This window comes from Exiguobacterium sp. SH5S13 (assembly GCF_004337085.1).
In the GTDB taxonomy this organism is placed as follows: domain Bacteria; phylum Bacillota; class Bacilli; order Exiguobacteriales; family Exiguobacteriaceae; genus Exiguobacterium; species Exiguobacterium aurantiacum_A.
On the sequence record NZ_SJUS01000021.1, the window covers coordinates 1 to 25,451 of the forward strand.

Consider the following 25,451-nt stretch of genomic DNA (forward strand, 5'->3'; position numbering starts at 1 on the left):
AATCATAAAAAATCCCTCACTTCGGATCATGTCTCACACTCCATTTTCAGGTTGTCAGAATCATTATCCGTTAATTTGAGGGATTTTTAATACGTTGATATAAGGGATTTTAACAGCGTTGATTACAATAGGGAAGCAGACAGCCGATACACTTCTTTATAAAAGCGGTCCACATCTTACTCACGGCCATTCCCGTGAACGCAATCATTTTATGAATGCGAAAAGCGTACCGAGTCAATGCTCGGCACGCCATGCTCATTTCGTCACATCAATCGTGTATTCATAACGGTCCTCTGCAAGTTGCGCATAGTCCGCATCGAACGGTCCATCGACGACAAGTTTCAATTCGGTCAACTCTTCCGGCAGCGCCTTGACGAAGAAGAGCACGTTCCCTTCTTTCTTCACTTTGCCGAGGAACTCGCCACCGACGTCATCCGAGAACCACATGTCGGCCGTCACTTGCTCCCCTGTGTTCGTGACGAGCGTCGCTTGGTTCGGATGGAAACTGACTGTATCGTCGACCGTGTTTTCAACGATGGCGTTGACGGCGACGACCGTCACTTCGTCTTGGCCGTCGAACGAATCACGATACGCTTCTGCGACTTGGAGCCGTGATGTCTGCACTTTATCGATGGTAAACGTCAGGGAAGCGATCGTCTCTTGAATGTCGAGCGCTTTGTTCTTCATGTAGATCGTGTTCGTCCCGAGCTCACTGTCTTGCACTTCAGCCTCATCTTTCGTTTCCACTTCTTGTTGTGCAGCGGATTCTTTCGCTTCTTCTGCTACCGCGACTTCTTCTGTATCGGTTGCCGTCGTTTTCAATTCATCCGCCTCTCCGCAGCCGACGAGTAGCGCGAGTGGCAAGGCAAATAGGAATCCGTATCGTTTCATGTTCATTCAAAATCTCTCCTTTTCAATTGACGAGTTGTGGTTGATACAACGAGCATAACGGATTCATCCACCTGACCGGGGCAATAAAAAGTAACAGGTTCATACCCCATCACAATAAAAAACAAGGCTCGCGATTGAGCCTTGTTCGGTCTTGACATCTATCCTCTGGCTTTTAAGTCTTCCTCTTCATACGGGTCAGGATTCTCCTCGATCGGCGCGTCGTCTTCGACGTACGCTTCGAGTTTCGGGTCCCGTTCCACGTATTCATCGTACGCCCCTTCTGGACCGTAGACGAAGTAACGACGATCTTTCGATGACTTAGGTTTTACCTTTTTCTCACTCATCTCGTTTCCCTCCTCTTTCCAGAACAGAAGCAACGGGTATAGTGGTATTTACCCGATATTACAACAAAACAGACATGGACGCATCCTCGTCATTCGTTGAAACGTTTATGCGACTTTTTCCGTATAAAGAGAAACAATAAAACGAAGGGGCTGGACGTATGTTATTCAAAACAGGACTGATTCGAGGAAGTGGACTGTTTGCGGGCTTTCTCATCCTTGCACTATGGCAGAACTTGAATGGTGATGACAGTGCGGCTCGCAGTTTTCTGTTTTATGGAGTCATCGCCTTTTTCCTCGGACTGACGAGTGTCATCTACCAAATCCAAGATTGGCGCTTCTCGAAACAGATTCTCGCCCATTATGGTGCGATGCATGTGACCGTATTACCGACTACCTTGTTGAGCGGCTTCTATCCGTTAAACTCACTTCAAGACTTACTTCACGTCTACATACAGTTCAATTTGACAGGGTTCATCTTATTTACCACCACGTTCTTCATCTCAAAATTACTAAGGTACCGAAAGCCAGTCAAAATAGACTGAACACAAAACGAGCCTGGGGCATCCCCAAGCTCGTTTATGTCTGCTGGTCGAATAGTCCAGAAAAGTTCGAGTCGACGTCCTCGTACGGGTCGACGTACGACTTGACCGTCTTCCGCTCTTGACGCGTCGTCCCGAGCGTCATCCCGAGCCGTTGATGCTCGGCCTCGATTAGCCGGGCGATCTTTTGACTGTCGTCGACGAGCTGACGGATGACCGTCTGATCGGCCGCTGCTAAGTCGGGACCATGCGCCGACAGCAGCTGTTCGCGGTCGTCGAGCAGTTCATGTATCTGATCCATCCACGTGTCGTACGTCGGCTCTTCCGGCACTTGCGCGAGCAGATCTTTCAGCCGTTGCGTTTTGAGAATGATCTCATCGATCGGCCTCATTCTTGTTTCGCGAGTTTCATCGCTTCCTTCCACGTATCGCGGAGTTCAGTCGTGAAGTCGAGCACCTCGTCGAGGATCATCGTGTCGTTCTTGACGTTCGCATCGACGAGACGGCGCCATAAGTACTCGTAGAGCGAGTCCAAGTTCGCCGAGATGGCGATATCTTTATTTAAAGTTAGACGAAGCTCTTGGAAGATCGCTTGCGTCTTTTGGATATTCGTGTTCTTCAAGTCAGGATTACCTTGCTCGAGCGCGAGTTTGGCGAGACGCGTGAACTTGAGCGCCCCGTCATACAGCATGAGCGTGAGTTCCTGTGAATTCGCGGTCGTTACCGCACTGTTTTGATATGCTGCATATGGGTTGGCTACCATTTAAATTCCTCCTCTTACATGCCTCCGCCTAAGAACTGTTGCAGTGATGCTGCTTGCGAGTTTGCCTGGTTCATCGCCGTCTCCATTGCTGTAAAGCGACGGTAGTATGCGTTCTCTTTACCAACTAATAAATCATTTAATCGTCTAATTCGAGTATCTATTTCTGTCATTTCACGACCCATCGAGTAGGTAGGGGCTCCGGAACCATCGGCTCCAGCGATACGTGTAATGGAAGAACGTGAACCGGTAGCGGCATCACGAATTTTTAAAAGTAACCCGTTTTCAGTGTTTGTGAATAATTGATATACCTGCTCAGGGTCTTTCTCGATGGCGGCCTTGAGCTTTTCTTCATTCAGCTCGATTTTCCCGCCGTTTGTGAAGTCAGCACCGGTCGAAAGACCAATTTGGAACAGTTGTTTCATTTCGATATCGTTTGTCGAAGCAGTCGTGCTTGACCATTTACCTCGCAACGCATCCATCGCACTGCGAACGATCGTATCGCCACGCAGCATACCACTCATCGCTTTTTCTTCCCATTTCTTGATTTCATCATCAGATAATTCATCGCGTTGGGCTTGTGTGAGCGGTGTGAATGAACGGAAGCGATCTTCTTTGACTTTCTTATTCATCAGATCAATCGTCTCGTTATATTTGTCGACGAAGCCTTTGATATTTTCAAAGATTTTTTGCGTGTCGGTGGCAGCAGACAATGTGACCGGATTACCGGCCGCAAAAGATGACTTTAGCGTAACGGTCATATTATCAATCGTGACTGTATTCGAACTTTGTGTCATCGGAATTCCGTTGACCACAAAGCTAGCGTCTCCACCTGTTTGCGGAAGAGCTACCGGATCTATCTTAAAAGCAGCTTTTGTTGTGGCATCAAATTCAATGATTGATTTTTCGCCAGTCTGTTTTTGAGTGAGTGATAGCTTTCCAGAAATCGGTTCGAAGAAAGCAGAAATCCCAGAGTCTTTTCCGTTTAAGGCAGTGACCAAGTTTTCCATCGTTGCGTCTTCTGCCACTTTGATTGTTTTGAAGTCTCCACCCTCGACAGAGCGGATTTGGATTTGGTAGCCAGATGTATAGGTGGCTGTCGTACCTGTAGGGACATCCGATCCGTCGTTCATCGTAACTTTCCCGGTCGCCTCATCGTAAGTGTAACTATTCACGTCAATTGGATTGTTCGTCGCATCTTTTAACGCAACGGCTTCTCCCGTTCTCGGTTTCGGGGAGAGCGTCCATTCTTTTGTAGCCGTACTTAATTTAATTTCTTGTATCGCAGATTGTAAATTCATGTCTGCCACTTTTGTTGCCTTCGTTACCTTAACTCCGTTTTTATCAACAGGTTCCACGACTTGAGTAGCCGCGGTCGCAAGCTGGCTTACTGATTCAATTCGAATCGCTGTGTTCCCGCTTGACGGCCCTGCTACGACTGAGACGCGTGATTCGTCAGATGAGCTAGACGTCTTCGCATAGAAGTTACGGCTGAACATGAGATCGACCGCACTATTACGGAGTGTCATGAGCGATCGGTTAATTTCACGGTATGCATCGCGTTTCCATTCAGTCGCTTGCTTTTTTTGTTCGAGTTTGTCGACCGGTGCCCGTTCGACTTGCATTAATTGCTTAATAATTGTATCCGTATCGATTCCACTGGCGAGTCCGCCAAACCGGATGGGTGATGTCATAGTTTTCCTCCTTTAAACGCGTTCATCGAACAATCGATTGAATTCCAGAAAAGCTGCAAAAAAATCGAGCGATTTTTTACTGGGAATTTCTCTAATCACTTCGTTATTAGTATCTACAATTTGAATGTAGTAATCATTTAACTTCTCGTGTTTAACGAACTTTAATCCAGTTCGTTGCAAATCTAATGATTGGTTAGCTTTCTCAATGGCTGTTTCTAGTTTTGTAACATGCTGAGGAGTTGGCAAAACTACAATCCCCTCATCAGCTAAACGTTTTTGAGAACCCTCAGTGAACATGTTTTTTGTTTGTTCATACGGTAGCACTGAAGATGGCAAATGAAGGCGAATTTCCGAAATCGTAGAGCTCATTTAAATACTCCCCTTTACTATATTCATTACTAGTATCGGCATTAACTACAAAACTCTTAACTTATTGATCAAGTCTTTTTGTAGCATGTACAAGTCAAAGTTTTTCAAAACAAGCTTAAAAAATGGAAACAATCGTTTCATGATTGCTTCCATTTTTTGAACTATACAATTAGGTTTCTTGGTTTCAATTGATAATTTGGATAGTTTTCTTTACGTACTTTTTCCCATTTTTGACGGTGATAACAGATGATCCAATACTTGCACTAGACGGAACCGATAAAATACCGTTGGTATTTACTATTACTCTATTAGGAACCGAGCTTAAATAAGTGGTACCAGTTGATCCTAAAGTTAAATCTTCAGTTCTTAATAAGTAGACACCTTCTACAGAGAGGGAATAAGTTTCTCCTCTTCTAAGATAAATCGCAAAATCAGTTACCAATAATTCTTGCAATACATTGTAAGGGTTCTCTGAAACAGTCACAGTAATTTTGTAGCTCATAACCCCATTTTTCACGGTAATGATTGCTGTTCCGTACGACGCTCCCATCGGGACCGTCAACAGCCCCTCGGCGTCCACGCTCACACGGCTCGGCACAGAGCTCACGTATGTCGTCCCCTCCGCACTCGATGTGATGTCTTTTTGGCCCGTCGGGTACGTGCCCGTCACTTCGAGCTGGTGCGTCGCACCTCGTTCAAGCGACGTCCCTGGTCCCGTCACTTCGATTCCACCGAGCACCTTGCTCGTGTCTTCCGCGACCGTCACCGTCAGCTTTTGGACGAACGTCCCGTTCTTCACCGTGATCGTCGCATCTCCGTACACCGCTCCCACCGGGACCGTCAAAAGCCCCTCGGCGTCCACGCTCACGCGGCTCGGCACGGTGCTCACGTATGTCGTCCCCTCTGTGCTCGATGTGATGTCTTTCTGCCCTGCCGGGTATGCACCCGTCACTTCGAGCTGGTGCGTCGCACCTCGTTCAAGCGACGTCCCTGGTCCCGTCACTTCGATCCCACCGAGCACCTTGCTCGTGTCTTCCGCGACCGTCACCGTCAGCTTTTGGACGAACGTCCCGTTCTTCACCGTGATCGTCGCATCTCCGTACACCGCTCCCACCGGGACCGTCAAAAGCCCCTCGGCGTCCACGCTCACGCGGCTCGGCACGGTGCTCACGTATGTCGTCCCCTCTGTGCTCGATGTGATGTCTTTCTGCCCTGCCGGGTATGCACCCGTCACTTCGAGCTGGTGCGTCGCACCTCGTTCAAGCGACGTCCCTGGTCCCGTCACTTCGATCCCACCGAGCACCTTGCTCGTGTCTTCCGCGACCGTCACCGCCAGCTTTTGGACGAACGTCCCGTTCTTCACCGTGATTGTCGCATCTCCATACGTCGCTCCTGCAGGTATTGTCAACAGCCCCTCGGCGTCCACGCTCACTCGGCTCGGTACGGAACTTACGTATGTCGTCCCTTCCTTACTCGATGTGATGTTTTTCTGATACGTTGGGTAAGTTCCCATTACCTCGAGCTGATATGTATCTTCATGATACATTATAGAATCTGGACCTACTGCTTCAATCCCAAACATTACATTGCTTAAATCCTCTATTACTTTGACTAAAACTTTCGAAAAGTTTGCGCCATTTTTCACTGTAATTGTAGAGTAACCATAGGAAGCATCTAAAGGTACCTTAATCAATCCATTTTCATCAACTGCAACTCTACTCGCTATTGAACTGGTGTAAGTAGTATTTAAAGAATTAGTAATATTTTCTGAAGATCCATCTGAAAATAACGCTCTACTATTAATTTGAATATTGGTGCCTCTATATAATTCAATTTCTGAAGGAGAACTAATGATTTCCTCTATTTTTGGCGGCCCGTCTAGTTTTATTTCAACTGTAGTTTTCAAATCTTTATAGTGTACTTCTAATTTTGTTGTTAAAATTGCATCTGTTAAATTCTTTACTAATCCATTAGAGTCTACAGAAACCAACTGGGGATATTCATTTACATATGTTACTCCATTACCCGCCCCACTAATATCGTAAAGATTACCATCAATTTCAGCTGAAATACTTAAACGGTGTGCTGAACCTTTCGGAAGTGATAGATTTGATGGAGAGACTATTAGTCGATTGTTTTTAGAAAACTCTCCTGGTATTAAAACTTTGATTTGCTTATAAAAAGCCCCGTGTTTTACATCAATATAATATTCTCCAGGAATAATATCTGAACTTGCAACAATAGTACCATCCATTTCCACTCTTAACTTTTCAGTGTTAGAGTAGTATGTCGTTCCAGTTGATGTAGCACTAACATCCTTATAATTACCGTCAGAATATGTAAGTTTTGTCTTAAGAGACTTACGCTCTCCTGGTACTAACTCAATTTTTGTGAAGTTTGTATCAATTCCAAATGGCACTACCGGTTCAATAGTTATTAGACCTCTCACGGTAAAACTATATGCGCTAAAATCTTTGCTAATAGGAGCATATGGCGCTATTGCAGAATTATAAATGGATGAGGAATTAGAATTTCTATCGCCTACGCTAATATATTCAAGTTCCCATTTTCCTAATTGGTCATATTGGTCAATTGGAATTTCGGCGAAGTATTTCCCATCTATCCCTTTAACAAACGGCACGCTAAATCGGCTCTTATTAGGGCGAAGATAGCCCACAGATGCATACGATACCCCAGAAAGATTATCAGAAAAAGTAGCTCCCAATCTAAATATTGCTTTTTTTGAAGAAACCTGAATAAGTGATCTTTCCAAAGTGTCCAAAGAAGGTAAGACAAAATCCGGCGTTGTTCCAACTACATTAAATCTATCATTTTCGAATGTAAATTCTTTTTCTTGATTTAATCCTAATCTGCTATTGTAGGCAGTGATATTGTTGAATCCATCAAACATTGTAATAGACTCTACTACCCACTCTCCGAGAGACCCATATTGACTCACATGAAATTTACCACTATGAATTTGGGTGGTAGGGTTGTACGTTAAGCTTGTAGAATAAGTCCTTCCACTACTTGACCTCACTCTTACACTGACGCTACTATCATCTAAATTATCATCTGAAACCTTCACCGTGAAAGTAGCAGGCTCTAATGGAGAAGCGGTATTATCCTCGGAAAATGTACTTATCGCCATAGACTGTAGTACTGGAGGTTCACTCGTTGGTTGCTCCTCAGTTCCTGAAACCAGGTAAATAATTGACGAAAAGTCAAATACTTGAGAATAGCCTGTGTCCATAGAATAATACGTAGTATTATTTTCCTTTTTGTCTGTTACATTTACACTATATAATTTCCATTCTCCAGATTTTCCGTATTTATTAACAGAGAATGTGCCTTCAAATAAATCGTCAGCTAAAGTCTTAATGGGAACTAACACTAAAGCTCCCGATTCATGTTGGAAATAAACATAAACACTTTTTACTCCTGATAAATCATCAGTTATTTTTATTCTAAACGTTTGTGATTGTGTTGGTGATACCTCCTTTTCAACTGATGGCATCAATTCCTTAATTAGTGGAGGTGTGGTATCTGGTGTTGGATCTTCGATAATTATATCCATTGCTTGAACTATCGGCGAAAATATCATTAAAAAAACTAATAACAAGGATAAAACTTTTTTAATTTGGCCACTCATAACATCAAACTCCTTAATTTGTAATTTTATAATTTAATAAAGAATTATATTCCATTAGTAGTATCGGATGGTAATGAAAAAAATTAAGAAAAAAGTCACTATTTCTAAAAAAGAAATAGTGACTTTTTTCTTAATAGTTAACTTTGAAGATTAACGTAAGAGTTGGAGCACTGCTTGAGGTTGCTGATTAGATTGCGACATCATAGCTTGCGCAGCTTGGTTGAGGATGTTATTTTTTGTAAAGTTCATCATCTCTTTCGCCATATCTACATCACGGATACGTGATTCAGCAGCTTGAAGGTTCTCAGCTGAAGTGCTCAAGTTGTTGATAGTGTGCTCAAGACGGTTTTGTGTTGCACCTAAAAGCGAACGTCCTTTTGAAACTGTTTCGATTTGAGTCGAAATCGTATCGATCAATGCAGTAGCAGCTACTGTGTCAGCTACACTTGTAGCATCAAGAGTCCCTACAGCAGTTTCGATATCAGTCAAATCAATCCCGGCAGTTGTGAAATCTACGGCCATCGTCTGATCTGTGTTAGCACCGACCTGGAAAGTAACTGTACCTGCGTTACCCGCAGTTCCATTTAAAAGATTCTGTTCGTTAAATTCTGTGTTGTCTTTGATACGTGTAATTTCTTTTCCAAGTTCAGTCAATTCATCGCCAATTGCTCCGCGGTCTACTGCAACGTTCGTGTCGTTTGATGCTTGAACAGCAAGTTCACGCATACGTTGAAGGATTGAGTGAGTTTCATTCAACCCGCCTTCAGCTGTTTGAATCATCGAGATACCATCTTGTGCGTTTTTCGAAGCCATATCAAGACCGCGAATTTGTCCACGCATTTTTTCAGAGATTGCAAGACCAGCAGCATCGTCACCAGCACGGTTGATGCGAAGACCTGAAGACAATTTCTCCATTGCTTTGCCTGTTTGTGCTGTGTTGAATGACATGTTACGGTGTGCGTTCATCGAGTTAAGGTTGTGGTTAATAATCATTGTAATTTCCCTCCATAGGTTTAAGTTTTTTCTGCTCTTCCAAATCCGTTTGTCCGAGCATACAAGGTTTAGGCCGGCCCCTCACCTTGTATTAGTTGGTAACGTTTTTGCGTTTCCATACTCTATATCGGAGTCATCTCGATTCTGTTTAGTCTTTTTCAAAAAAAGTTACACATTTTGACTACTGCTCTTCAATTTGAATAGAAAAACGACCCATCACTGGGCCGATCTTCTTCACTAAAAATCCATTTGCGCCATTCTTCAAGTCCTCATTTTTGTAATAACCGAATTTCATTTTCCAATAAATCTATTTTCACTTGATAAGATTGTTCCAATACATCCATTCTCTCATTCATATCCTCCTCTAAACGTCTAACTTTTGTATGGAGGCTACTTACCAATTGTCTTAACTTGGTTACTTCTTCAGAATTTGAAGTCGATGAACTGCTATAAGACGACGTGTTGAGATTATTGAAATGTTGTAGAAGATTTGCATAGTGATTGTCTTGCTGTGCGCGAAGTTCTTCAGAATTTGCTTGATTACCTTCACTTAATATTTTTTCGATTCTATTTTCCAAAGTAGTCATATCTGTTTTTTTATTCGCTTGCATCGTCTTTTGAACCTGTTTTATGTGATTTGATAGCTGTTGCTCAATCGTATTTTCAAGACGTAGAACAACTTCAGCAGAATTAAAGTTCTTTATTTCTTGAAATTTAGCCTGAGCATCTTTAGACAAATCAGAAAGGCTCCTCATATCAATCGTTTCATCAATTGAAACGACTGTTTCTTGGAAATCCTTCATAACTTGAGCAAAATTATCAATCGTATTTTCAAGCACTTTAGACTGTTCTGAAGTCTCTAAGAATCTTTCTAATAATACATCCATTGCTTTGTTATCAGTTGTGGCACTCATATTTTTAACCTCACTATTTTACTGGTTTCCCGACTTGATCTGACTAGTTTTTTTGATGTGTCCAACAACTTGTTGAAGCGCATTTCTGTTGGTAATAGCATTAAGTTGGCATACCTTGAAATCAATTCGGTTTCGCCCAACTCATTCAAAAAAACTAGAGGATTTCCAACGAGACTGCGCAACTCCTCATTGATTAGCGTTAAATTCTTTTCTTGGTCTATACTTAGTATTGCTTTCAGCAAAAATAATTCATCTTTGGCACGCTTTAAATAAGGTATAGCCTGTTCATGTTCTTCGTGCGTAACTAGCGCTCTTCCACATGTTAGATAATCCTTTGTTCTTTGGCATTCTTCCTTAATGTTACAACGCACTATTCCTCTAATCGCTTCCACTGACAGTACTGTATTTTGAATTAAACGATACGTCGCTATTGCTTGAGCATAGTTTTCATTAGTTTCCAACTGTATGGCACTCTTTAATAAATCACTTGAAGATGATTGTTGGGCAAGATCAAGTGCATCTTCATCAAATTCTGTCATAATCTCCATATGTTCAGATAGCCATCTTTCTAAATCAGGAGACAGATTTTCCTCTACCATCCCTAAAACATCCCGCGCTCTCGTAATTGCCACATATACAATATTAAAATAATAACGATAAAGTTCTGTATTTAATTTGAGCTTATGATCTTTTTTTAAGAATATATTTCTCCATTCTTCTACATAACTTGAAAATACGTTATAAGTGATTACATGTTTATTTTCAATCCCTTTTGCTTCAGATACTGTCAGTACACGAGATTCCAAGTCGGGAAATTGAACCAATAATTTTTCTTTGTTTTGTTCATTAACCACAATGACATATACATAGTCCTTATCTTTTATATGCTGAAAGAGATTATCCACCTCCCCTTTAAAAAGATATGGAGGTTTTGTGGGTCTACGCTGTGGTACTTCAATGTAATCCCACTCGTGGTTAGTCGAAAATAACTCTCTACGAAATTGAGAAAGTTCGTTGGCAAAGTTAACAATACTTTCGCTCGATCGATAATTACGATCCAGTATTTTATCTTCAATCAAATCGTTCCCACTGACAAATCGATAAAGACTTTGTATTCGGCCTACGTTAAAGTAAGTGGGATTAATTGTTTGATGCAAATCTCCACAAACAAATAAATTGTCAGTAGAGTATATCTGTTGTAACAAATAATAAAATTGAAGTTCCGTTAAGTCTTGAACTTCATCAATCAATATATAATTGAATGGCGCCACGCTGCTCTCTAATACCGCTCTAATTAATGCTCCTTCCTCAAAATAATCTGATTTATTTAAATGGGTTGTATAGATATCAAATTTTTCAAATATGGTAATAGCTTTTTTTCTTTCCTCGAGTGTAAATATACTGTCACGATTTTTTAATTGAAAATATTTTTCTGCATTCAGTGATGGTGTGCCAACTAGATTGGCATTCAGAGAAATAATCATTTGTTCTTTAAATTTATTCAAAAAAATTGGTTCATGTTGCAATCTCTTTTGGATATTCACAAATTCTGAACGGAGCGTAAAAGTTTTTTCTTTCTCGGAAAAGCTGATTAATGACTCATTCTCTAGTTGTTTTAATAGGTCATAGCCTTCTTGAATGATTGGAATTTCTAATTCATATTGCCATCTTGTCCCAAGTGAACCTTGTAGAATCCCTCTTCGCTCTTTCCATAGGGCAGGTAAATCTAATTTTGGTAAGTTCTTCTGTTTGATGTACCATTCTTTAAACATTTCAAATGTAATAATTCTGGTTTTATCGCTGTGTGTTTTTTCAATGTATTCTTCCACCGTAAAAAAATTGACTCGTTTTTTTAATTCTTGTTCGTTGAGTAACGACATCTTAGTTGCTATTTTCATAAATAGAGCTTCAGTTTGCTGCTTCAGTTTAGATGAATAAGTAAAATGCGCAATTTTAGTAGATTCTCCATCCATACTATTTAATAATTGGAGAATCCGATAAATACTAAGCGTTGTTTTTCCGCTCCCGGCAGATCCGAAAATGAATTGCGTTTTTTGCTCACTTTGCACAATATCTTTCTGTCTTTCATCTAAACAGTAAAATACAGCTTCGTCCCCAAAAATATCCAACAATTCTTTTGAATCTATTTCAAAATTCTTAATAAATGAATGCGATGTAGACAAAGAATAATTTACTAAGTAACTCGGAAGATTCGGTTTTAAAATTTCAACAGGTAAAACTGATACATTTAAATGTGCTTGATTAGAAAGATTTTTTGCTTTAGCCACGCGAATTTGAGTATCATGCGTACAATATTCCAACAAAACTAAAGAATTTTGGTCTTCTTCATGAAATTGTGAATATAAATCTTCAGAACGAGCGCATAAGATGCGATCTCCACTATTAACTCTAAATTTGTAAATAACTTTGTCTAGTGCTTGGACTTTTTTAAAATCAAGACCTGCAGGTAATTTGTTAAAGTTAAAATCTTCTTTATGTAGCGATTCGAGCAAATAGCTGATTCGTTTGTTTACTTCTTCTCTTTTTTCAATCGGAACGGTTTTATAAAATTTTTCTTCAATAAATAATTTCATATTACTGACCCCTCAGTCTAATTAACACTGTATTCACCATATCACTAATTATGTTACAAAAAAATACATTAAAACCAAAAGAAGGTATAAAATCCTTTAAGGATTTTATACCTTCAAATAGCTTTTACACTTCCACTTTCACTTGCTCAGTCTCATTCTGCAAACTCTCGGCAACACGGACGAGCTCCGTCATCGCACCGTTCACTTCGCCGAGGCTCGCCGCCTGTTGGCTCGCCGCCGACGTGACTTCCGTCGCGTAGCGTGACGCCTCTTCGACCATACCGACGATGCCGGCCGAGTTCGTGACGACCGAGTCGATCTGTCCGCGTGACTCATCCAACAGTGCATCGACCGAATGGACGTGGCTGTACACTTCGTTCGCCGAACTGTGGATCGTCGCGAACGCACCGCCTGCCTTCTCGACGAGCCCGACACCCGTCTCGACTTCCGCTTTCACGTTCGCCATCGATGACGACGTGTCGCCGACCAAACGTTTGACGTCGACGATCAAATCTGTGATCTCTTGCGTCGAGTTCGCCGTCTGTTCGGCGAGCTTTTTGACTTCTGCCGCGACGACCGCGAAACCGCGTCCGTGCTCACCGGCCCGCGCCGCCTCGATCGACGCGTTAAGCGCGAGCAAGTTCGTCTGCGCCGAGATGTCGCTGATGACGTCCGTGATGCGCGAGATCTCACCTGTCTTCTCCGTCAATTGACTATTGAGTGTCGACGACTGTTCGACTTTCCCAGCGATCGCATGCATCGCATCGACCGACGACGAGGCCAAACCTTTCCCGCTCTCGGCTTCTTGTTGCATCTCGCTCGCCGATTCGAGCGCCGAACCCATCTCTTTACGGATGTTCTCCATCGTCCGGGCGACGGCACCGAGCAGGTCCATCGAGCTGTACGTCGCGTTGACGTTATCCTCGAGCATCTTGTTCAAGGCGTTCATCGCCGAGCGGATGCTTTCGCCGGCCGTGTTGCCTTCTTGGACCGCTGCCGCAATCTCTTGCGCGGAACCCGTCAATTGGTCCGCTGTATAGCGCATGTTCGTCCCTTGTTCCCGCAAGTGTTCGACCATGTTGTCCATCGACAGAAGCAGACGCCCCATCTCCGAACGGTCGCTCGTCGTCTCACTCGCGAACACGACCGTCAAGTCGCCGTTGCCGACCTCGACTGCCTTGTCTGACGCTAACTCGATCGCTTTAAGCGGGCGACGGGCGATCAAGTAAATGACGACCCCACCTAGTACTGAAATGAGCAAGGCCACAGCCGTCCCGACGAGCATGACCTGACCCTTAGCTAGTTCAAGCTCAGTTAATTGAAGCGTGATGAACCCGACCGCGCCGCCTGTAATGAAGGACGTGACCAAAATCCAGGCGAGCAGTTGAGTCGTAAAGTTTTTAAATACGTTCACTATGAGTTCCTCCTCTGTTTGACACTCTCACGGCTGAAGCCGCTAGCTCACACCTTAAGGGTGAGTGGGATTCTGAAATGCTTGTGCGAACGCAGTCCATTTCTGTTTTGTTCAAGCCTTCAGATGAGGGTGTGCCATCACCCCTCCTGAGACAGACCCTATAGGTTCTCAGGCTGATGGACTGTGACCATCCACCACAGATGCGTATCGAATGTTCATCGCACCGACCACATCTCGATGTTTTGTGAACCCGCACGCACACGTATACGTCCGGTCTTTCGCCTTGTTCCGTTCGCCGCAAGAAGGACATGTCTGCGAGGTGTATGCCGGGTCGACGTACTCGACCTTGATGCCTTCGAGCTTTGCTTTGTACATGATGAACGTGGCCAGGCGATAGAACGACCAGGTGTGCAGGTTCTTGTTGTGTTTACGGCTTGTTCTTGCCGTCTGCCGGATGTTCGCTAATTTTTCTAAGCGAATGACAGAGGTTTTGTTTTCCTTTGCGAAGTCGACAATCTTGCGGCTGACCTTGTGATCTTTATCTTTCATCCAACGTTGTTCTTTGTTGTTCAGACTCTTGATCACATTTGGTTTCTTTTTCTGGCCTAATTCTTTCCGTTTCGTCCGGAACTGGCGCTTCACGTACTTGTTCTGTCGACCATTGCCAAAGAACTTGGTCTTCCCCCCTTCCGCGACGGCGACGGCGGGCACCTTCAGCCCGAGGTCGACGCCCAGCACTCTCGTGCCCGTCTTCTCGATCGTGTCGATGGTGACGGCGATCTGGGCAATCCATTTGTTCGATTTCATCGTGATCCGGAGCGTCCCGAGCTTGTGCGCGAGGAGCTCGGCGTTCCGGTTGTCTGGGTCGACCATGTCCGCTTGGATTGCGGCCTTCGCCACTTTCCCGTCGATGATGACTGGGAACGCGATTGACTCGAAGTCGAACGAGTAGTTCTGGTTGTTCCAGGTGCAATACGGCTTCTTCAGGAACGGGACGACCCGGAAGTCCTTCTTCTTCGCCTTCCTGAACACGCTCTTCGCATCCTGGATGGCCTGGTTCTTCACGGCGCTCGGCAGGTCCGCCACGACATGCCTGCTTGTCAGGTCGAGCATCGTCTGGGCCGCGACCATGTCGGACACGATCCGGTTGACGGTCGCGATATACGTCCTCGACATCGCCTCGAAGGTGGCCTGTTGCGCTTTGGTCGGATGCAGCTTGATGTTCACGGTCAACGTCTGGGACATCGTTTTACCCCCTCGTCTTCTGTTGGTCGATGTATTGTCGGATCAACTCATTAGACACGTTTTCAGCGGTGGAGACAAAGAACGATCTCGTCCATAAGCTCGTGAGATGCTGGAGATAAGGGAACTCCTCCCGTAGTCGTTTCGAGGTGACGCCCTTGATTCGGGCCATGATGTCCGACGGGCTGATGGACGGCAACGCCGACAAGAACATCTGCGTGTTGTCGCGGTCGCACTCGATCGCGATGACCAGGATATCAAGTTCTTCACAGACGTCTCGAACGATTTCCTTGAAGCGTTTCTCGAACACCTCGTCATCGAACAGTTTCCGACGATACCTCGGACAAAAGACGAAGTGATAATGGATCATAGATGTGGTGGTTTTAGTTTTTCTGTAGTTGTTCATGATTCAATTGTATCATTAATTATCATGAACCGATACAATTTGTTGTCTAAAAGTCGACATAAAATGGTTAATTTCTGAAGCCCCATCAATCAGGGCTCCGAAATCAAGCTCACTTTCATCCCACGACTAAAGGGATGGGCTTTCTCGTTCGTAAATTCTGTAATTCATCACCTACTATATCGTCCACTTGGAAGCTTTTGTATAGCGTTTTCACTTGAAGTTTTGGTCAATGAAAAAAACGCCCTCGAATTCGAGAGCGTCCGTTAAAAGCGGTCGTCTTCTTTTATCACATGTGTCCGTTCACGGGTCGTCGTGAGCGCATCGATCGCAAGAGCAATCGCCGCCACCCAGTGCAACATCATGCCAACGAACGGGATGAAGCCGAGCACCGACGCCGTAATCCCGACGATCGGGCCGAACGAGACTTTGTTCAGCCGCGATACCGACAGGATCAACACGACGATGTGAAACACGAGCATGAATCCGAGCGGTGAATAACCCATACTGATGATGAACAGTCCACCGAGTAGCGGGATGCCGAGCAACGCCTCAAACGCGGCACCTAACCATTTCAAATTCCGAACCATCGTCTCCACCTCACAGTTCTAGTAAGTAAAACTCATAGCCGCCGTTCTCAGCGAATCCGGCCCGCTTGTAAATCTCGAGTGCGGCCTTGTTTTCGGTCTCGACATCGAGTTCGAGCTTCGTGCGGCCCATACGGAACAGCTGTTGGACCATCTGCTTCAGCATCTTCGTGCCGTAGCCTTGGCCTTGTTCGCTCGCCCGCACGCCGAACGCGTGGATGCTCGCGGCATCGTCACCTGACAACAGCGCGCGGATGACACCGACGGGACGCCCTTCAACTTCACCGATGTACGTCACGCGGTCCGGCGTGTCGATTTGGCTGTAGATGTTCTCGGTCACGTCGACCGGGTCACCGAACGCCTCACTGAGCGTCTCGATGATGACGGGACGGTCAGCGTCCGTCGCCTCACGGAGCGACACTTCGTTCGGTTTCAAGAACAACTCGGCTTTCTTCAAGACGAGGTTGTACTCCGAGAACTGATACGCCGCGCCAAGGTGGTCGACGACCGCCTTACCCGACTTCGACTTGCGGTCGATGACGAACGTGAACGCCTCGCAACCGTTCTCTTTCGCGTCGCGTTTCGCTGCATCTAGGAGCGCCGTGAAGACGCCTTGCTTGCGGTAGTCCGGATGGACGAGCGCATTGACCTCATACTCGTTCGGGAGATACGGGAACAACATCAAATAACCGATCAACGTCTCACCGTCATAGACGGCGTAGTCGTTCTGTCCGACCGCGACGTGACCGATTTTCACGTCGATCGCGTCATGCGCGTTGACCGCTCCTTCGAGCGCTAAAACCTGTTCTGCCTGTCTTGCTTCTTCTACTGTCCAATTCATACGAATCACCTCAACTGTATTGTAGCATAATCGAAAAAGCCCGCCGAAGCGGGCTGACTCATAACGTACGGAACTCGAGCTCCGGGAGCGTCTCAAGTAACTCCGCGATCTCATCCGTATGCGCCTCGGCGCCTGGGACGGCCTCGGTCGGCTCGACCCAGAAGAACGTCTTGTCGCTCGCGCCGAGATAGTTGCCGTAACCGATTTCGGTCGCGAACGCCTCTTCCGAGAGTTCACGGTCGATCAAGTCAAGGTGGAACAACAGTTGGTCGTCCCCGTCCTCGACGTTATAGTAGAGGTCGAACGTGCCGTAGCTATTTTTATCGCCGATATCGACGACGTCTTGTGCTTTTTCGATATAGACGTCACCGCGCTCGATCGCCTCGGCGATCTTCGACGGGAGAATGATCTCGTAGCCGAGGTCGCGGTCACGGATCGTCTGTGACGTATCATCGGTCCGTCCGCGTGACGAGACGACACCGACCGTTGCGACGAGGGCACCGGTCACGCCAAGCGCGACGGCCCATTTTACTGTTTTATTCATGTTGAACTCACTCCTCTTTGATGACTGCCATGAGACGATTATCGCACAAATTAACGTCAAATCATTAAATATTCTGAAAAAACTTTTTAGGATGCGTTGACGCCCGTCCGCCAATCCCATACGATAAAGATATCGTATTAGAGAAAAGAGGAACTGACATGTCAAACGAATCCCAATTGTCGCGCGCACAGCTCGACGCGCTCTTAAAAAACGTCTTCGCCCTGCAAATCCCGGTCATCGAAAAGTTCATGACGGATCTGTTTAAAAAATACGTCTCGACGGCGTCCACGTTCAAGCAAGACATGGACACGATGAAAGCGAGCGAGTGGCACCAACAATTCTTCGGTCAGAAGGCGATGCCGCACTTGTTCATCGAGAACCTTGGCTTCGGTGCTTCGTTCCGTCACCAGGAACAAGAAAAAGTCGTCAAGATCCCGGATAACATGACGGTCGTCAAACCGGACTCAGACAACCAGATCGAGGAGATTCTCCAAAACCTCGACAAGACGCTCGCGTCGATGGAAGTCAAAAACAAAGGACTCGTCAAAAAGTTCTATAAAGAGACGCTCGAACTTATCTGTCAGCTCGGCAGCCGTACCGGCATGATGGACGAGTTTTATGAGCAGGTCAAAGGCAGTTTGACGAAATCTTGATAAAACATCCACGTCCGCGGACGTGGATGTTTTTCAATACCCGCCTCTAGGCTCGAACACGGCCAAGCGCTCGACTTTGGCCAAGACCGGTCGCGCCCGCTCGATCAGCGTCTTCGTCGTCTCAAGCGAGAGCGATTGCTGATGGGCGTCTACACTTTCCCACACTTCGTAGACGAGAATCGAATCGTCATCGAGTGAGACGTTCACCCGGTACATAGCGCACGTCGACTCTTGTTTCATCGCCTCGGCCGCCTCGAGCAAGATCGCGAGCAACGTGTCACGCTCACCCGGAATAGCGGTCAACTTGCCGAAAAATCCATATGGACGCATGAGATCTCTCCTTCCTGATTCTCGACTTGTTCCATAATTTGTGTCAGATTTCCTGCCTCGACCGTAAAATCCGTTGTGAGGTTTGCTATACTAAAACAAAAAGGAAAGGGGCGATACGCGATGCAGCGTCCACCGATGCCTTCCCCCACCCCGGAGGAAGTGCTCCGCTTAAAGCGGGAACATAACCCGATCAAACCGACCGAGCTCTTCGCAAAAGCGCTGCTCCTCTTGATCGGCGCCTTCATTTTCGCCATCGGACTCGAGGCGTTCCTCGTCCCGAACCAGATCATCGACGGCGGCATCGTCGGCGTCTCGATCATCGTCTCTTATCTGACGGAAACAAAGATCGCCATCTGGCTCGTCTTATTCAATTTGCCGTTCATTTACTTCGGCTACCGCCAGATCGGGAAGACGTTCGCCGTCGTCACGCTCGTCGCCATCTTACTCATGTCCGGCTTCACGATCCTGTTACACTCGATCGAACCGTTCACGGACGATCTGCTCCTCTCGACCGTGTTCGGCGGCTTCTTGCTCGGCGCCGGGATCGGGCTCGTCATCCGGGCCGGCGGTTCGCTCGACGGGACCGAGATTTTGGCCGTGTCGTTCACGGACCGGCTCCCGTTCTCGGTCGGCGAGATCGTCATGTTCTTCAACATCTTCATCCTCGGCACGGCCGGTTTCGTCTTCAGCTGGGACCGGGCCATGTACTCGCTCATCACCTATTTCGTCGCCTTCAAGACGATCGATATCGTGTTAGAAGGACTCGATCAATCGAAAGCGGCGTGGATCATCACGACGTCGCCGGACGACGTCGGTCAAGCCATCATGGACCGACTCGGCCGCGGTGTGACGTACCTTCACGGCGAAGGCGCCTACACCGGTGACGGCAAAAAAGTCGTCTTCACCGTCATCAGCCGTCTAGAGGAGACGAAACTGAAAGACATCCTCGACGACTATGACGAGAAGGCGTTCCTCGCCATCGGTAACATCCACGACGTCCGGGGCGGACAGTTCAAAAAGAAAAATATTCACTAAAAAGGTCGGCCCCGGGGCCGACCTTTCGCGTTATCCTAACCGTGCCTGATCGCGTCCGCTCATCTTCGCCGCGTAAAGCGCCGCATCGGCCCGCTCGAACACAAGCATGCTCGGTTCGGCGTCGGCGACCGACGCCCCGATCGAGATCGTCATCGGGATCGTTTCCCCTTCAAACGTGAACGGTGTCTCACGGACGACATCGACGACCGCGTCGGCAAGCGCCACGACGGCCTCTCCTGCACCTTCGACGACCATCAAAAATTCTTCACCGCCGTACCGGCCGACAAATCCCCCATCCGGGCAGTTCAGGCGTAACGTCTCACCGATTTGACGCAACGCCTCGTCGCCGGCACGATGGCCATATGTATCGTTCAATTGCTTGAAATGGTCGACATCGATGACGAAGAGTGCCCACGGTCGACCGGACAGTTCCACCTCGCTCAACCGTTCGAGCGTCATGTAGCGGTTCGGGAGTCCCGTCAACTCGTCGACCGTCGCCCGATGGGTATGCAGACGGAACATCCAAAGGTGGGTCTCCAACTTCTTGGCGCCCCAGTAGCACATCCAAGCCCCGAGCGATGTCATCAGGAAATACGGGATGAACACGTCAATAAACGTATCGAGCGAGACGTTGCCGACGACGCGGACGAAGACGAGCGCCATGCCGATCGCGATGTACACCGTGAACGAATGACCTCGGCGCACCGATTGGCGACCGAGCCCGACGGCAATCACCCAAAAAATGCCTATCATGACGAAGGCGTTCATGATGACCGCACTGAATCCCTCTGTCATCAACATGGCCGCGACAGATGTGATGATGGCGACGGTCACCCCGACCGGACCGGCGAATGCCGCCGCGAGTGCGAACGGGATGATCCGCAGGTCGATTTTGGCCCCGTCGACGACGATTGAGTTGATCGTCAGCAACACAGCGATCAGTCCGTTCGACAGCCCGAACCAGATGCGGATCGAGATGGGTGATGACACTTGAATCGGCAAAACGTCACGCATCACATAAAACGTCAACGAAATGAGCAAATAGATGATGCTGATATTGATGAAAAAAATATTTACAACCTGACCCAATCGACCCAATCCTTTCCCCATTCTTCCTATCTACCCTATCGTACCAGTGTGACACGTGTCAGCCTATCTAAAAATTCTGCCAGCTAAAAAGCCGAAAGCTCACGCTTCCGACTTGTTCTTGAGCATTTGTTTCATCAAGTTGGCACTGTCGCGGGCCGACTCATTCTCGGTTTGCATCTGCACATACACCTCGTGGCGATGGATGTCGATGTGACGCGGGGCGTCGATGCCGAGCTTGACTTGGTCGCCTTCGATGGCGAGCACGGTGAGCGTCACATCGTCACCGATATGGATCGCCTCACCTTGTTTTCGTTTCAATACGAGCATCAGCGCACCTCCGCTTTCTGGCCGCCGAGCGGGTAGCGGGCCGAGTAGGCATCGTCAAGGATGACTTGCTTGCCACGGCGCTCTTTCGTCTCGATGACGATCGGTGCCTTCAAATTGAGCGTCGAGGCGTCGAACGGTTCGCGAAGCGTGACGATGGCGTATACCGAGACGTGCTCGGCCTCACCGATCGCGAGCTGCTCCTTGGTGCCGTCCGTCAGTTCGAACGCATAATCCGCCTTATGCCAAAACGGGTTCGTCACGACGAACGCGCAGGCCGCATCTTCGATTGACTGCAACGACCAGAACGGGAGGTCGTCCCCGTACGGGATGAGGACGAACGTCTTCGAGTCCGGAAAACCGGGCACCTCGCTGACGAACGAAATCGTCTCTTCTTCCTTCACTTCAATCTTGCCAAAATAATCTGTCTCAATGAACATGGATTGTCCTCACTTTCAACGCGTCTCATCATACATGCCACCGACCGGCCACATCTCGAGCGACGCCTCTTGGCGAAGCGAGATGTCCGTCGTCCATGGTGTGAACGAAATCTCGGCCGGGGTAAGCGATACATCTATTTGTGCCGGCGTCAGGTTCCATTCGATTTTGACATCCGCCGGCGTATACGTCAACTTGACGCGGTCGATCGACTTCGGCATATAGCCCATGTCGACGATCGGGTACGGGTCGTTCACTTTACTCGCGGCGATGCTCGGGATCGGGTTGCCGTTCTCGATCCGCATCAGTTGATCGCCTTCCCGGGCCGCCTGACTCGTCGCCTCACGCACGCCTTGTTCGCCGAGCTGGCCGAAGTAGCGGCCGAGTTCGAGCGCGCTTTTCAAGTTGCTCTCACTGCGTGCGACCGATGAGTCGACTTCGAGCGTGCCTTGTCTCGTCTGTTGCGTCATCTCGACCTTGCCTTGCGTCATCGACACGTCGGCCCGCCCTTGTCTCATCTCGAGCACGGGGCGGTTCGACGTCATCTGGATCGCGGCCTGCGTCTGCCGCATCTCAAGTCTCGCCAGGTTCATCCGCGCTTACCGGAGGAAGTCGAGGAGCGTCGGCTGGATGATGCGGGCCCCGGCTGAGAGTGCGGCCCGGTGTACCGTCTCATGTGACTTGAGCTCCATGATGACTTTCTCGATATCGATATCTTCATTGTTCGACATGATCGTCTTGGCGATGATCTCGTGGTCTTGCAGACGATTATCGACGAGTTCGAGGCGGTTGGCGCGAGCCCCGAGTTCGGCCCGCTCCGTGATCAAGCTTTGACCGAGCGTGTCGAGCGTCGCCAGTTCGGCTGATAAATCGGCCCCACCTGTCGTCGCTGTACCAAGCAAGCCACTTAATTTTTGAAGTCCCTCAAACAGCTTTTGTCCAAAGACTGTCTCCGGTTGCATATTCACTTGCATCTTGATCCCTTTCGAGACTTCGAACTCGATTTTGCCGCTCGGGTCAGGATCGCCAGGTATTTCGTTTGCTGTATAAATTTCAGCAATCGTGACCGGATTTAAAGGATCATTCTTTAAATAGCCCTTTAACTTGTCCATATCGATAAGCGGCTGATCCGTCTTCGTCCCGTTATAAATATACTTCTCGCCGGCTTTCGAGTTCGCGAGCGAACCGATATGTTCGACGAGTTGGTCGATCTCACTCTTAATGATCTCGCGTTGCGACGACTCGTACGTGTCGTTCGCCGCTTGCGTCGTCAGTTCACGGATCCGTTTGACGGCTTCCGTCACTTCGTTCAACGTCGAGTCGGTCAAGTCCATCCAGCTCGTCGCTTCGCTGACGTTACGACGGAACTGATCGACTTCGCGCACTTCGGTCCGGTAACGGATGCCTTGCATCGCGACGACCGGGTCCTCGGACGCTTTTTGAATCCGTTTCCCGCTGATCAGTTGTTCCTGGACGCGGGCAAGCGTGTTATAGCTGCTCGATAAATGTTTCAAGTTCGTCTGTGTGAGCATCGTCTGTGTGACACGCATTACTCATTACCTCCCTACGACACCCATGCCGTTAATGATTTTGTCGAGCATCTCGTCGACCGCCGTGATGTTCCGTGCCGCCGCGTTATAGGCGTGCTGGTATTGAATCATCATCGTCATCTCTTCGTCGAGCGACACCGCGCTCACCGATTGACGGCGCTGGTCCGAGCTCGCCATGAGCGCGAACGTGCTCTTGGCGAGACTGCCGCTCTGACTGGCTTCGACCGCCATGTTGCCGATGACGTTCTGATAGTACTTGCCGATCGACGTCTCCGTCGTGACCGATCCGTCGAAGTCGAGCGTCGCCGACTTCAAGTTCGCCAAGGCGAGCGCACCGCTCCCGTCCCCGATGTTGCCGTCCTGTGACGCGGCGATCAAGTCGAGGTTGTTCATGATGGCGTCGCTCACTTTGATCGTGGCGGCGCTAGCCGTCTGTTCGAAGAAGTCCGCCGTCCCGGGGTCGCCGGACGCGTCTTTGTTCATGCTGTGGGCCGTGTTGAACGCCGATGCGAACTTGTTCGCCATCTCGTCCAAATCGGTGAGCATCTTCGCGAACTTACCAGAAACGCCACCGCCCTCGGGCGTCGCATCGCCGTACATCTCGACGAGCGCTTTCCACTTTCCGTTCGGGAGTGTTTCATGAGTCAACTTGACGTCAGGACCAGTCGCAGGTTTTAAGTCAAGACCGTTAAACACGCCGACTTTTCCAGATGCAGTATCCACAAGTGAAACTTTATTCGGGTCTTTCTCCGTGCCTAAATTGATGACGATATCAATCCGCCCTTCGGCCATCCGCTGCGAGTTCCCGCGCGTCTCACCGTTCAAGTAGTCGACCGGTTTGCGCTCGAACTCGACATATTGCGCGAGCTCGTCCATGTAGCGGTCACGTGCGTCATACAGTTCGTTCGGGAGCGCGCCGAGCGGTTCTGCGTCGCCGATTTGGCGGTTGACGTCGCTGATCTTCGTCAACAGGTCGTTCACTTTCTTGATGACGACGTCAGCTTCTGACTTCAAATCGTCTTGGACTTTCGTGAGTGAGGACGACATATAGTTGAACGTCTCGGCGAGCGTCATCGCCCGTTGACGAACAACGCTGCGAGCGCCGGTGTCATCCGGGTTGACCGACAAGTCTTGGAGCGATCCCCAGAACAAGTCGAGCGATTTGGCGAGACCGTTCTCAGAAGGTTCGTTGATGATATCCTCCATCCGGCCGAACGCCGCTTCTTTCGTCGCGTAAAACGAGTTTTTGACCGTCTCGTCACGGTACTGTTGGTCGACCATCAAGTCACGGATGCGGGCGAGCGTCTCGCCGCGGACACCGGTGCCGAACTGTCCGGCCTTCGTTCCGCCGAAGTTGACACTCAGTTGCTCGGTCATGCCGATCGTCAGCCGCTGGCGCGAATAACCCGGGTTCGAGGCGTTGGCGACGTTGTTCCCCGTCGCCTGCAGCGCCCACTGGTGCGTCGTCAAACTGCGTCGCGCCGTCTCTAATCCCATAAATGTTGAGCCCATGAATGTTCCTCCTTATACGTCACGGCTGAACGAGCGTGTCTCGAACGCCTGTTGCCCGTATGTGAAATCGTCTGCTTCTGGCATGAGCATGTCCAAATGCCAATTGATATACCGGAGCGACTGTTCGAGCAACGTCGCGTTCAGTTCATTCTGTCGCTTCAGTTCGAACAGCACCGGTCGTAGCGCTTCCTTCTCTTCATCGTCCAAAACGAGCAAACCTTGAAGTCGTTCCGTCTCTTTTTGTCCGATTTGTCGGACAATCGTCGCTTCTTCTTTAACGAGCGCGCTGAAAGCGGGCATATCACCTTTGATGAGCAGTTGTTCTTTTGCGTAAGCGAGTTCGAGTAAACGTGTATGTAATGTGAGCATAATGGTCTCCTTTTTCCAAAAAAAGAGCTGACTAAAAAGGGGTTCCCTTGTCTAGTCAGCTTCCGTGCCGTGTTATAAGTGCGAAGGCCTCAAGCGGACCTCGCTTCCATTCATCCTTGTAGAAAGCGTTTGGCGATGTCGCGCGCGTCCCGTGTATACGTCCCTGCGTTGATCTCCGCCTTCAAGGCGCTGATCTTCTCAAGACGGTCCGGATTTTTCACCGGTTCTTCAAACCGGGCGCGGGCTTCTGCCGATATCGATATTCGGTCCGTTTGGCGTGTTAGCTCGGGCTTCGTCTCGGCTTGCGTTTTCTTCTCGTAAGTGTTCGGTAAATGTACCCACTTTGCAGAATCGATGCGCATGCGTGTCCC

The 25,451-nt window shown here is 48.0% G+C and carries 29 protein-coding genes; 3 read left to right on the forward strand and 26 right to left on the reverse strand.

The window, feature by feature from the left end; genetic code table 11:
- Positions 1–255: 255 nt before the first annotated feature.
- Genes EVJ30_RS11010 through EVJ30_RS11015 form a run of 3 tightly spaced genes read right to left on the reverse strand, consistent with a single transcriptional unit; the run spans position 256 to position 1,235 of the window.
- Complete coding sequence (locus EVJ30_RS11010) at positions 256–897, reverse strand: DUF4352 domain-containing protein (RefSeq protein ID WP_131469095.1); 642 nt, start codon at positions 895–897, stop codon at positions 256–258.
- Complete coding sequence (locus EVJ30_RS15180; RefSeq protein ID WP_161568838.1) at positions 894–1,049, reverse strand: hypothetical protein; 156 nt, start codon at positions 1,047–1,049, stop codon at positions 894–896. The genes EVJ30_RS11010 and EVJ30_RS15180 overlap by 4 nt, the downstream gene beginning before the upstream one ends.
- Entirely contained in the window at positions 1,050–1,235 is a 186-nt protein-coding gene (locus EVJ30_RS11015; RefSeq protein ID WP_016508670.1) for a hypothetical protein, read from the reverse strand. It abuts the gene before it with no gap.
- Between the two features lie 158 nt (positions 1,236–1,393).
- Here EVJ30_RS11015 and EVJ30_RS11020 point away from each other — a divergent pair, with 158 nt between their 5' ends.
- Entirely contained in the window at positions 1,394–1,777 is a 384-nt protein-coding gene (locus EVJ30_RS11020; RefSeq protein ID WP_131469097.1) for a DUF3021 family protein, read from the forward strand.
- Positions 1,778–1,811: 34 nt separating this feature from the next.
- On the opposite strand, the gene EVJ30_RS11025 is transcribed toward EVJ30_RS11020, so the two are convergent.
- The 14 genes from EVJ30_RS11025 to EVJ30_RS11090 all read right to left on the reverse strand — a co-directional run bounded on the left by EVJ30_RS11025 (position 1,812) and on the right by EVJ30_RS11090 (position 17,780).
- Positions 1,812–2,165, reverse strand: coding sequence for a flagellar protein FliT (locus EVJ30_RS11025; protein WP_131469099.1), 354 nt, complete (start codon positions 2,163–2,165; stop codon positions 1,812–1,814).
- Positions 2,162–2,536 carry a flagellar export chaperone FliS gene (gene fliS / locus EVJ30_RS11030; protein WP_131469101.1) on the reverse strand — a complete coding sequence of 125 codons (375 nt, stop codon included), beginning with the start codon at positions 2,534–2,536 and terminating at the stop codon, positions 2,162–2,164. Before fliS ends, EVJ30_RS11025 begins: the two co-directional genes overlap by 4 nt.
- Positions 2,537–2,550: 14 nt before the next feature.
- A complete protein-coding gene (gene fliD, locus EVJ30_RS11035) occupies positions 2,551–4,227 on the reverse strand; it encodes a flagellar filament capping protein FliD (RefSeq protein WP_131469103.1) in 1,677 nt (558 codons plus the stop codon).
- Positions 4,228–4,239: 12 nt separating this feature from the next.
- Complete coding sequence (locus EVJ30_RS11040) at positions 4,240–4,596, reverse strand: flagellar protein FlaG (protein WP_131469105.1); 357 nt, start codon at positions 4,594–4,596, stop codon at positions 4,240–4,242.
- Between the two features lie 184 nt (positions 4,597–4,780).
- Positions 4,781–8,248 (reverse strand): DUF7743 domain-containing protein, encoded by a 3,468-nt coding sequence (locus EVJ30_RS11045; RefSeq protein ID WP_131469107.1) that lies wholly within the window; start codon positions 8,246–8,248, stop codon positions 4,781–4,783.
- A 150-nt stretch (positions 8,249–8,398) separates the two neighbouring features.
- Positions 8,399–9,241: a flagellin N-terminal helical domain-containing protein gene (locus EVJ30_RS11050; RefSeq protein WP_131469109.1), complete on the reverse strand. Its 843-nt coding sequence runs from the start codon at positions 9,239–9,241 to the stop codon at positions 8,399–8,401.
- A 269-nt stretch (positions 9,242–9,510) separates the two neighbouring features.
- Positions 9,511–10,155 carry a hypothetical protein gene (locus tag EVJ30_RS11055; protein WP_131469111.1) on the reverse strand — a complete coding sequence of 215 codons (645 nt, stop codon included), beginning with the start codon at positions 10,153–10,155 and terminating at the stop codon, positions 9,511–9,513.
- A complete protein-coding gene (locus EVJ30_RS11060; RefSeq protein WP_131469113.1) occupies positions 10,152–12,749 on the reverse strand; it encodes a UvrD-helicase domain-containing protein in 2,598 nt (865 codons plus the stop codon). The genes EVJ30_RS11055 and EVJ30_RS11060 overlap by 4 nt, the downstream gene beginning before the upstream one ends.
- A 124-nt stretch (positions 12,750–12,873) precedes the next feature.
- Positions 12,874–14,163, reverse strand: coding sequence for a methyl-accepting chemotaxis protein (locus EVJ30_RS11065; RefSeq protein WP_131469115.1), 1,290 nt, complete (start codon positions 14,161–14,163; stop codon positions 12,874–12,876).
- A gap of 168 nt (positions 14,164–14,331) precedes the next feature.
- Positions 14,332–15,408, reverse strand: a complete 1,077-nt coding sequence (locus tag EVJ30_RS11070) for an RNA-guided endonuclease InsQ/TnpB family protein (protein ID WP_131469117.1) — start codon at positions 15,406–15,408, stop codon at positions 14,332–14,334.
- Between the two features lie 4 nt (positions 15,409–15,412).
- Positions 15,413–15,814: an IS200/IS605 family transposase gene (tnpA, locus tag EVJ30_RS11075; protein WP_131469119.1), complete on the reverse strand. Its 402-nt coding sequence runs from the start codon at positions 15,812–15,814 to the stop codon at positions 15,413–15,415.
- 260 nt (positions 15,815–16,074) lie between these two features.
- Positions 16,075–16,386: a hypothetical protein gene (locus EVJ30_RS11080; protein ID WP_370250884.1), complete on the reverse strand. Its 312-nt coding sequence runs from the start codon at positions 16,384–16,386 to the stop codon at positions 16,075–16,077.
- 22 nt (positions 16,387–16,408) lie between these two features.
- Entirely contained in the window at positions 16,409–17,236 is an 828-nt protein-coding gene (locus tag EVJ30_RS11085; protein ID WP_131456642.1) for a GNAT family N-acetyltransferase, read from the reverse strand.
- A gap of 58 nt (positions 17,237–17,294) precedes the next feature.
- On the reverse strand, positions 17,295–17,780 hold the full coding sequence (locus EVJ30_RS11090) for a hypothetical protein (RefSeq protein ID WP_236635493.1): 486 nt from the start codon (positions 17,778–17,780) through the stop codon (positions 17,295–17,297).
- A 158-nt stretch (positions 17,781–17,938) separates the two neighbouring features.
- Here EVJ30_RS11090 and EVJ30_RS11095 point away from each other — a divergent pair, with 158 nt between their 5' ends.
- Positions 17,939–18,433 (forward strand): hypothetical protein, encoded by a 495-nt coding sequence (locus EVJ30_RS11095; RefSeq protein ID WP_016509305.1) that lies wholly within the window; start codon positions 17,939–17,941, stop codon positions 18,431–18,433.
- Positions 18,434–18,466: 33 nt separating this feature from the next.
- On the opposite strand, the gene EVJ30_RS11100 is transcribed toward EVJ30_RS11095, so the two are convergent.
- On the reverse strand, positions 18,467–18,763 hold the full coding sequence (locus tag EVJ30_RS11100) for a putative quinol monooxygenase (RefSeq protein ID WP_131469123.1): 297 nt from the start codon (positions 18,761–18,763) through the stop codon (positions 18,467–18,469).
- A 120-nt stretch (positions 18,764–18,883) separates the two neighbouring features.
- Between EVJ30_RS11100 and EVJ30_RS11105 the strand changes: the two genes are divergently transcribed.
- Complete coding sequence (locus tag EVJ30_RS11105) at positions 18,884–19,798, forward strand: YitT family protein (protein ID WP_236636083.1); 915 nt, start codon at positions 18,884–18,886, stop codon at positions 19,796–19,798.
- 30 nt (positions 19,799–19,828) lie between these two features.
- On the opposite strand, the gene EVJ30_RS11110 is transcribed toward EVJ30_RS11105, so the two are convergent.
- From EVJ30_RS11110 to EVJ30_RS11145, 8 genes are all read right to left on the reverse strand, one after another.
- Complete coding sequence (locus EVJ30_RS11110) at positions 19,829–20,827, reverse strand: GGDEF domain-containing protein (protein ID WP_236636084.1); 999 nt, start codon at positions 20,825–20,827, stop codon at positions 19,829–19,831.
- Between the two features lie 159 nt (positions 20,828–20,986).
- Positions 20,987–21,214 (reverse strand): carbon storage regulator CsrA, encoded by a 228-nt coding sequence (gene csrA / locus EVJ30_RS11115; protein WP_016509303.1) that lies wholly within the window; start codon positions 21,212–21,214, stop codon positions 20,987–20,989.
- Positions 21,214–21,651 (reverse strand): flagellar assembly protein FliW, encoded by a 438-nt coding sequence (gene fliW / locus EVJ30_RS11120; RefSeq protein ID WP_131469127.1) that lies wholly within the window; start codon positions 21,649–21,651, stop codon positions 21,214–21,216. The genes csrA and fliW overlap by 1 nt, the downstream gene beginning before the upstream one ends.
- Before the next feature lie 15 nt (positions 21,652–21,666).
- The gene (locus tag EVJ30_RS11125) at positions 21,667–22,242 is read right to left on the reverse strand and encodes a DUF6470 family protein (protein WP_131469129.1); all 576 of its coding nucleotides are present in this window, start codon (positions 22,240–22,242) and stop codon (positions 21,667–21,669) included.
- Between the two features lie 6 nt (positions 22,243–22,248).
- The gene (flgL, locus tag EVJ30_RS11130; RefSeq protein ID WP_131469131.1) at positions 22,249–23,199 is read right to left on the reverse strand and encodes a flagellar hook-associated protein FlgL; all 951 of its coding nucleotides are present in this window, start codon (positions 23,197–23,199) and stop codon (positions 22,249–22,251) included.
- Positions 23,200–23,205: 6 nt separating this feature from the next.
- Positions 23,206–24,711: a flagellar hook-associated protein FlgK gene (flgK, locus tag EVJ30_RS11135; protein WP_201739078.1), complete on the reverse strand. Its 1,506-nt coding sequence runs from the start codon at positions 24,709–24,711 to the stop codon at positions 23,206–23,208.
- A 12-nt stretch (positions 24,712–24,723) separates the two neighbouring features.
- Positions 24,724–25,080: a flagellar export chaperone FlgN gene (gene flgN, locus EVJ30_RS11140; protein ID WP_070328643.1), complete on the reverse strand. Its 357-nt coding sequence runs from the start codon at positions 25,078–25,080 to the stop codon at positions 24,724–24,726.
- Positions 25,081–25,190: 110 nt separating this feature from the next.
- Positions 25,191–25,442 carry a flagellar biosynthesis anti-sigma factor FlgM gene (locus EVJ30_RS11145; RefSeq protein WP_131456628.1) on the reverse strand — a complete coding sequence of 84 codons (252 nt, stop codon included), beginning with the start codon at positions 25,440–25,442 and terminating at the stop codon, positions 25,191–25,193.
- Positions 25,443–25,451 lie beyond the last annotated feature (9 nt).

Coding starts and splice junctions, on each gene's coding strand:
- fliW (WP_131469127.1), bottom strand. CDS start 21,651: ATGTTCATTGAGACAGATTATTTTGGCAAGATTGAAGTGAAGGAAGAA.
- EVJ30_RS11085 (WP_131456642.1), bottom strand. CDS start 17,236: ATGAATTGGACAGTAGAAGAAGCAAGACAGGCAGAACAGGTTTTAGCG.
- EVJ30_RS11010 (WP_131469095.1), bottom strand. CDS start 897: ATGAACATGAAACGATACGGATTCCTATTTGCCTTGCCACTCGCGCTA.
- EVJ30_RS11040 (WP_131469105.1), bottom strand. CDS start 4,596: ATGAGCTCTACGATTTCGGAAATTCGCCTTCATTTGCCATCTTCAGTG.
- flgK (WP_201739078.1), bottom strand. CDS start 24,711: ATGGGCTCAACATTTATGGGATTAGAGACGGCGCGACGCAGTTTGACG.
- EVJ30_RS11145 (WP_131456628.1), bottom strand. CDS start 25,442: ATGCGCATCGATTCTGCAAAGTGGGTACATTTACCGAACACTTACGAG.
- EVJ30_RS11125 (WP_131469129.1), bottom strand. CDS start 22,242: ATGAACCTGGCGAGACTTGAGATGCGGCAGACGCAGGCCGCGATCCAG.
- EVJ30_RS11060 (WP_131469113.1), bottom strand. CDS start 12,749: ATGAAATTATTTATTGAAGAAAAATTTTATAAAACCGTTCCGATTGAA.
- EVJ30_RS11055 (WP_131469111.1), bottom strand. CDS start 10,155: ATGAGTGCCACAACTGATAACAAAGCAATGGATGTATTATTAGAAAGA.
- csrA (WP_016509303.1), bottom strand. CDS start 21,214: ATGCTCGTATTGAAACGAAAACAAGGTGAGGCGATCCATATCGGTGAC.
- EVJ30_RS11095 (WP_016509305.1), top strand. CDS start 17,939: ATGTCAAACGAATCCCAATTGTCGCGCGCACAGCTCGACGCGCTCTTA.
- EVJ30_RS11050 (WP_131469109.1), bottom strand. CDS start 9,241: ATGATTATTAACCACAACCTTAACTCGATGAACGCACACCGTAACATG.
- EVJ30_RS11045 (WP_131469107.1), bottom strand. CDS start 8,248: ATGAGTGGCCAAATTAAAAAAGTTTTATCCTTGTTATTAGTTTTTTTA.
- EVJ30_RS11025 (WP_131469099.1), bottom strand. CDS start 2,165: ATGAGGCCGATCGATGAGATCATTCTCAAAACGCAACGGCTGAAAGAT.
- EVJ30_RS15180 (WP_161568838.1), bottom strand. CDS start 1,049: ATGTCAAGACCGAACAAGGCTCAATCGCGAGCCTTGTTTTTTATTGTG.
- flgL (WP_131469131.1), bottom strand. CDS start 23,199: ATGCGTGTCACACAGACGATGCTCACACAGACGAACTTGAAACATTTA.
- fliS (WP_131469101.1), bottom strand. CDS start 2,536: ATGGTAGCCAACCCATATGCAGCATATCAAAACAGTGCGGTAACGACC.
- EVJ30_RS11015 (WP_016508670.1), bottom strand. CDS start 1,235: ATGAGTGAGAAAAAGGTAAAACCTAAGTCATCGAAAGATCGTCGTTAC.
- EVJ30_RS11105 (WP_236636083.1), top strand. CDS start 18,884: ATGCAGCGTCCACCGATGCCTTCCCCCACCCCGGAGGAAGTGCTCCGC.
- flgN (WP_070328643.1), bottom strand. CDS start 25,080: ATGCTCACATTACATACACGTTTACTCGAACTCGCTTACGCAAAAGAA.
- EVJ30_RS11070 (WP_131469117.1), bottom strand. CDS start 15,408: ATGTCCCAGACGTTGACCGTGAACATCAAGCTGCATCCGACCAAAGCG.
- EVJ30_RS11020 (WP_131469097.1), top strand. CDS start 1,394: ATGTTATTCAAAACAGGACTGATTCGAGGAAGTGGACTGTTTGCGGGC.
- fliD (WP_131469103.1), bottom strand. CDS start 4,227: ATGACATCACCCATCCGGTTTGGCGGACTCGCCAGTGGAATCGATACG.
- EVJ30_RS11090 (WP_236635493.1), bottom strand. CDS start 17,780: ATGAATAAAACAGTAAAATGGGCCGTCGCGCTTGGCGTGACCGGTGCC.
- EVJ30_RS11100 (WP_131469123.1), bottom strand. CDS start 18,763: ATGCGTCCATATGGATTTTTCGGCAAGTTGACCGCTATTCCGGGTGAG.